The organism is Bacteriovorax sp. DB6_IX (genome assembly GCF_000447775.1).
Taxonomy (GTDB): Bacteria; Bdellovibrionota; Bacteriovoracia; order Bacteriovoracales; family Bacteriovoracaceae; genus Halobacteriovorax_A.
In genome coordinates this window covers 1-6,306 of sequence record NZ_AUNJ01000186.1, presented here as the reverse complement: position 1 = coordinate 6,306, position 6,306 = coordinate 1, and the positions used below count along the sequence as shown (strand labels likewise).

Sequence of the window (6,306 nt, the reverse complement as noted above, 5' to 3'; positions counted from 1 at the left end):
GAGCTTAATATCAAAGGATGTAATTCTTTTTCCTTCTGAAGCCATTTAAAAAGGTTTTCCATAAGCTCGGGAACAAGTATGGGCTTAGGTGCAAGGTGCTTAACTTTTGTTCCTGCTAGAACTCCCACATTCTTTGAACGATAACTTCCAGGGGAAGAAACCAATCCAACCATCAATGTTTTATGTGCTTTTAAAAAGTCCTTGCCACTTTTTAGAGTTGTAGCTTTTCAAATTTGACTCATAAAGCTCTATTGCATTATGAACTTCTTGAAGCTCTTTTTCATGTCCAAGTACTCTTTTCCCCTCAAGAATTGCTGTGATTTGCTCTTCTGTAAAAGTATTTCCTTCGATAGCAAGAGTCGATTTTACTGTCCTAATTTTATTCTTTTTTCTAAGACTTGGGTTAGGGATAGTGAAAGTTGTAGCCTCTATACTTCCGACAAGTCTAGAAATTTCACTTACGAGATTCATGATTTTAGTTGTAATTCTATACGGTGGCTTCATACAACAATAGTATCATATGATACTATCAAATATAAGTAACTATTTCGGTATAATTCCAACTAGTTAACTACTGCACGCATTTTGCACACCTTTTTCAATGAAACCTAGTGTGCCTAGATGATACCTAATGAAGGGCGAAAAGAGACAATTGCCTTTATCTCCTCATAAATATCTAAAATTATGATCGGTTTTAAAATATCCGTCTTGGCCCCCTTGGGAGTACCAAGTTTATAAAGAAAGCCGATCATTGATCGGCTTTTTTTATGCCTTTTTTTCAAATTTCCAAAAATCACTTCAAAAATGAAAACAAACTCTGTAAGTTCGTGATTCCGATGAAAAAGATACTGGTACCTTTTTAGGGTGAGGAAGTAAGTATGCATTATTTCTTGTGTAAAACGACGCAGTGGCTTGGGCCACTTAAGAGTGAGTTGGTTGAGACATTTGGCCCTCAGCAGATTCATGCATTCCCTAAGCTTCCCCTACTAGCAATTAATTCGGATATTGAACTTGAAGATAATTTCGTTGCTTTCTCAACTGTGGCCCTTCCCCATGCTCAGCTACTAGCAGAGGATTCTATTTCCAATCAGGCAAAGCAGATTGAAGAGCTTATTCTTTCTAAGCTGGAAGCAAACCAGACCATTAATCTAGATGTCTTTAGCATGACTTATAAGTTTGGAGTTCTTGAAAAAGGTCGCTCCGAAATTATTAAGGAAAAGCTAATGAAAGGCCTCAGGGCCAAGAAGCTCTTTCCCGCAAAGAAGAAAAAGAATATGGAGTTGGCCATTGTTCAGGTGATGGTTCTTGGAGATCGTAGTATTGCGGTTTCAGTTCTTAATAGTGACGAGGCCATAAAGTATAGAACTTATCTCTCACCTTTTGTCGGTGGCTTCAATAATGTTGAAGATAATAAAAAAGCTCCTTCAAGGGCCTTTAAGAAAATAGTTGAGGCCCAGCTTATTATGGGTCGCAAGACAAAAGAGGGTGAAACCTTTGTTGATCTTGGAGCTTGTCCAGGCGGTTGGAGCTATATCGGACGTCAGCAAGGTGCCAATATTATCGCCCTTGATCGCTCACCTCTTAGAGAAGATCTTATGATAGATGAGAAAGTCGAGTTTAAAAAAGCAGATGCTTTCAAATTTGTGACTGACGAGCAAATTGAGTGGGTAGTTTCCGATATCATATGTCTTCCACCAAGAATTATGGAATTAATTCAAACTTGGGTTGTCTCAAAAAAATGTCAGAACTTTGTTTTCACAATCAAGTTTCAAGGGGAAGCCGACTATCCAATCCTAAAAGAGTTTAAAGAACTTGCTAGATCACTAGACTATAAAGTTATCCTTAAGCAGCTCAATGCCAATAAGAACGAAGTGACTATCATGGGATGGCTTGATTCTTAGTCTTCATGACGATGATACAAAGAAATCATAAAACTAATGGGAAAGAAAACAGTCTCCCTTAGATAGTATTGTAAATCTTCATACCATTGTGGATCAACTTTCTTACAAGTCATCACCAAAGCTTCTATCCAATAGTAATACATGTGGGGATGAATATTGAGATTATCATGGGAGTGCACATTGGCCAATCTCACAATTTGCTTATGATGAAAGGTATCTTGTTCATCAAAGTAATGGAAGAGATGAGAAAGACCTAGCATTAAGGCTTTTTCTTGATGCTCCCAATCAGTATTTTTGAAGTAGTCTTCGATTTTTGGAGAGAGAAAGAAGAGGTTACGGTAGAAGTATTTAGGAAAATGCGGATTTTCAATACTTCTAAAATAACACTTACGAACTTCCGTAACCTTTTCATTCCAAGTTTTTTTTCTTTGTTTGCTCATCCCTATACATGAAACCCATTTAAAAAGTGTCGAGAAGAGAAACGATTAAAGTCATTGGCAGTTTCTCGATTAAGTGGGCTTGTTAGAACATTCAGTTCACTTAGAAAGTGTCCCCACATTAATCTTGCCACATGACCAGTGTCCTCATTCTCATAATTAGCGTGAATAGATTCTAACATCGGTCGAACCCATTCCCAATAATCTAAAATCATTTGAGGTAATATCTTTGATCCCAAAGATTCCTCCGTTACATAATTCTTTGGTGATTGAACCACCACTAAGAATTCATCAAGAATATTCTTATGTTCACTCAATATTCCCAAGAGTGCTTGGTAGTTATCAGCAAGAGTATCTCCGGGCGAGGCATCCATTGTGACATCGAACGGCCTCCTTCTCAAAGCCTCTCTTAGAATATCCGCAAATAAACTAAAGATAACCTCTTCCTTACTTTTAAAGTAATTATAATAGGTCCCAATTCCGAGACCACAAACTTGAGCTAACTCCCTCATCCCTACTTCATCAACACCCTTTCGAGTGAAGAGTTCCATCGAGTTGTTGAGGATCATTTCACGTGTTTGTTGTTTTTTCTTTTCCCTTAGTCCCATAGCAATACCTCTTTTTGTCATTCTATCCCATAAACAAGTTCAAAAAGGGGCCTAAGGAGAAAATTAAGCTGCTGTGAAAGAGTTCAAATAATTACGCTCCATTGCTAAAGATCAGTTAAGATTTTCTTAACCTTCAAGTGTTAAAAAAAACCCATAAACAGGTATTTACTGTCAATTTCTGTTCTCACTAAGGAATTCCCGACTTTTTCCGATAAGTATTCACAATGAGACTCATACAGGGCATCTTCCTCATTTTTCTACTTATTTCATGCTCAAGAACGGTGGTTAGATCGCCGGCGGCAGAGATAGGTCAAACAGATATTAATATCGTCTTTGATATTGATTACACTATTGTTCAGCCCGCTACAGATCCACTTGATCCTGACGTTATTAAAATTGACGATGAACTTTATAAGGTCAATTCTTGGACCAGAGATATTATTGAATCACTTTCAAGACATCATAATGTAAGAATTTACTTCTTTAGTGGTGGGAAGAAAGAGAGAAATGAAAAGCTCTTAAAGAAAATCAAAACAAACTCAGGTCGCTCTCTTCATGAGTTTACTCAGGATATTTTTTCTTATGATGATCTCCACCAAGTCGCTGAGGAAGGGAGCTTCTCTCAAAGGCTTAAGAAGAATCTCATTCCACTAGGACTGAATCTTGATAGAACAATTCTCATCGATGATAACGCAAACTTTGCTTTTAAAGGCCAAGAGCGAAATATGCTTTGGTTGGGAAAGACCTATCACCACTATGAAGACTTCAACAAGTCCTTTCGTGATTTAGGAAATACTAAGGTCCTTCAAGAGTATATTCCAACCTCTTTTCAACAATGGTTTGTGGCAAGAAATAAGCTAAAGTTCGTTTACGAGCTTTTGGATGATGCAATTGTTAACGAACAACTAGGGCGTGTTGATTTTCTCGACTATATTTCAACAAATCGAGAAGATTATATTCCCTATGGCGAAAAGTTTAGCGATCACTACCGTAAGATTTACTTAGAAGAGCTTCCTGATAAAAATATGAACTGCTTAAGAGCTATTCAGTCTTTCTAAGGGTCTGTCGAATCTCATCAAAACTAACATTCTTAATTTTACCCTTACTTTCGAGCTCTAAGACATATTCAAAAATGGGGCGATAGAAGTTCTCAATATCATCTTGTTTGAGATCACATTCCACCATATGCATCCAAGGATGAACAAAACTTCTTTTTTCTACAGCACGATCAATTAGCGCAAAGATATCCTTATAAGAGTAGATAGCCGGACTAATCCAAAACCCCAATGGCGTTTGAATAAGATCATCAGTAATAGACCAGTTCTTATTCTGCCCTCTAATAATTTTAATATTATTTTCCACAAGAAGATGTTGATAGTTATGACGATTACAAGGATAAACAAAGCCCTTCACGTCACAATCAGAATCCTTTAATTCAAAGAGTGAAGTCTCCATGTCCCATCTTGCGACACTCTCTGTAACCGAGTCATCACCATAGTCGATGTGAGCATGCCCATGAGACAAAATCTCTTGAGGAGCTACGCACTTCTTTATATTCTCAAGATAGCTTGTTCCATCCCAAAGATTTGTTTCTAAATTCTTATACTGCCCATCATACCAATTCTTAGACCAAGCAGGATTAAATGCCTCATCTTCGCTTGGAAGAATATCATAGTTAGCAAGCTTTCCAAGAACCGCCCAGCTAGCGCTAAATCTTGTTTCTTCTAAAAGCTTTATAAAAGCGGGAAATGCTTGGGCCTGCTTAACAGCATATTCAACACGACGTTGAACACTGTGATCACGATCTCCTTCACGACCATTTCCCCAGATAAGTTCAAAATCAACAGTAAAATTAAAAAGTGCTGTCTCAAAACAATCAGGATTAGAAGCCTCAACCTCTAAAAGACGTTCATTTAATTGAGGAGAATGATACCCCTGAGCTTTTACTAAACTCTTTAGCTTAATCAAATGATGTTGAATATGTCTTTTAAAGCTCGTCATTAGTAAAAGTCCGTGTCTCCACCAAGGAGATACCAGTTTTTCGACTGCCCCATTCTCTCATCATAGGAATCCTGATCTTGGGTTCTAATTATAAAACGAAAGTCTTCTGACTTATCAGTTGATCTGAATCCAAATTTCGCTAAAGTTGATTCAAGAATATTCTTCTCATTGAGAAAGCAAGTTACGCAGTGTGCTCCCTCTTTTCTATAATGAGCAACAAATGCTTCAACTAAGAGACATAGGCTTTCTTTATTCGTTGGAATAAGATCAACCAAGTGAGCATAATCTCCCTCAACTCTTCCTACGACAACTCCAAGAAGATGATCCTGCTCCCTCACTTCAAAGATATCATAATTGCGATCTGGGCAGTTGAAATATCTCCACTCTAGGTAATTAGCATCTCGTTTAACTTTATAAGGAATATCATTGAGAAGTGTTGTCTCAGACAGATCGAGATCCTTTGGAGCAGAACTTAACTTCTTAAGCTCAACACCTTCTGGCATACTCGTCAAGTTGAGCGGAATATTTTTAAAGACATTGAGAATTGGAAACTTCTTAGTGGCATATCCAAGCCTTAAAGGCAGCTTATGAATCTTAAACCCAAATGGATCTTTAAAGTTTAATTTCTTCACAAAGCCAGGATATGAAAGCTTATTTGGAAAACCGAATATAAACTTCACTCCATCTTCAAAAGATTTCGAATAAGTCTGCTCCGCAAGTTTTACAAAAATACCTTGTCTCGTATAATCCGGGCTCGTAAATGTATCCAGAGATTGAGCCCCCTGTACCTCTTTACCGTCCATACTAAATTTATAACTAATGACAGCATAGTGTCCTGCGAGGGTTTTATCCTCTTCTTTATCCACGGCCAGATCGATATAGCTCGGTCCCATTGGATTAGATTGATATTGCCAGCTCCATCTCTCTATCCCATATTCCGGCTCTGAGAAAACTCGCTCTCTTAGGGCCAGGACGCGATCCCTGTCTTCAAGTTCAAAATTCTTATGAATCCATTTGATTTCTGTACTCATTTACTCTCCCTATAGCTCTTTAACTCTTATCGTCATCATAATCTCGCCTATTTAGCGATTCGAATGAGAGACGACAAATTTGCCTGTACTGCCGACTTTGGGTAGAATCCATAGGATTCGAAGGAGATAGATATGAGCTCACCATCAATAGGTAGGAAAAACACTCAACAATTAAATCGTGAAGAAATGCAACATGTCCTTGCTGTAGCAAGAGGAGAAACGGCTCCAGATATTCTCATTAAGAATGTTAAAATTCTTGATCTAGTCAATGGAGATATTGTTGAAAGTGCAATTGCAATTGCAGGAAAAACTATTGCTGGTATCGGNC

At 37.8% G+C, this 6,306-nt stretch carries 7 protein-coding genes and 1 pseudogene; 3 read left to right on the top strand and 5 right to left on the bottom strand.

Annotation, left to right across the window (positions count from 1 at the left end):
• Positions 1 to 180 precede the first annotated feature (180 nt).
• Positions 181 to 504, bottom strand: coding sequence for a hypothetical protein (locus M901_RS05540; RefSeq protein ID WP_157679860.1), 324 nt, complete (start codon positions 502 to 504; stop codon positions 181 to 183).
• A gap of 374 nt (positions 505 to 878) precedes the next feature.
• On the opposite strand from M901_RS05540, the gene M901_RS16300 reads away from it, so the two are divergent.
• Positions 879 to 1,901: an SAM-dependent methyltransferase gene (locus M901_RS16300; protein ID WP_021277199.1), complete on the top strand. Its 1,023-nt coding sequence runs from the start codon at positions 879 to 881 to the stop codon at positions 1,899 to 1,901.
• On the opposite strand, the gene M901_RS05525 is transcribed toward M901_RS16300, so the two are convergent.
• Together M901_RS05525 and M901_RS16295 are read right to left on the bottom strand one after the other, a co-directional pair.
• On the bottom strand, positions 1,898 to 2,341 hold the full coding sequence (locus M901_RS05525) for a globin (protein WP_021277192.1): 444 nt from the start codon (positions 2,339 to 2,341) through the stop codon (positions 1,898 to 1,900). The two genes, M901_RS16300 and M901_RS05525, sit on opposite strands and share 4 nt — an antisense overlap.
• A gap of 2 nt (positions 2,342 to 2,343) precedes the next feature.
• Positions 2,344 to 2,967 carry a TetR/AcrR family transcriptional regulator gene (locus M901_RS16295; RefSeq protein WP_053335828.1) on the bottom strand — a complete coding sequence of 208 codons (624 nt, stop codon included), beginning with the start codon at positions 2,965 to 2,967 and terminating at the stop codon, positions 2,344 to 2,346.
• 203 nt (positions 2,968 to 3,170) lie between these two features.
• Between M901_RS16295 and M901_RS05515 the strand changes: the two genes are divergently transcribed.
• Entirely contained in the window at positions 3,171 to 4,004 is an 834-nt protein-coding gene (locus M901_RS05515) for an NLI interacting factor-like phosphatase (protein WP_021277193.1), read from the top strand.
• Here M901_RS05515 and M901_RS05510 read toward each other — a convergent pair.
• Positions 3,988 to 4,947, bottom strand: a complete 960-nt coding sequence (locus tag M901_RS05510; protein ID WP_021277198.1) for a hypothetical protein — start codon at positions 4,945 to 4,947, stop codon at positions 3,988 to 3,990. The two genes, M901_RS05515 and M901_RS05510, sit on opposite strands and share 17 nt — an antisense overlap.
• Positions 4,947 to 5,978 (bottom strand): GNAT family N-acetyltransferase, encoded by a 1,032-nt coding sequence (locus tag M901_RS05505; protein ID WP_021277196.1) that lies wholly within the window; start codon positions 5,976 to 5,978, stop codon positions 4,947 to 4,949. Before M901_RS05505 ends, M901_RS05510 begins: the two co-directional genes overlap by 1 nt.
• Before the next feature lie 132 nt (positions 5,979 to 6,110).
• Between M901_RS05505 and M901_RS16995 the strand changes: the two are divergent.
• Positions 6,111 to 6,306, top strand: a pseudogene (locus M901_RS16995) (adenine deaminase); the annotation flags it as partial.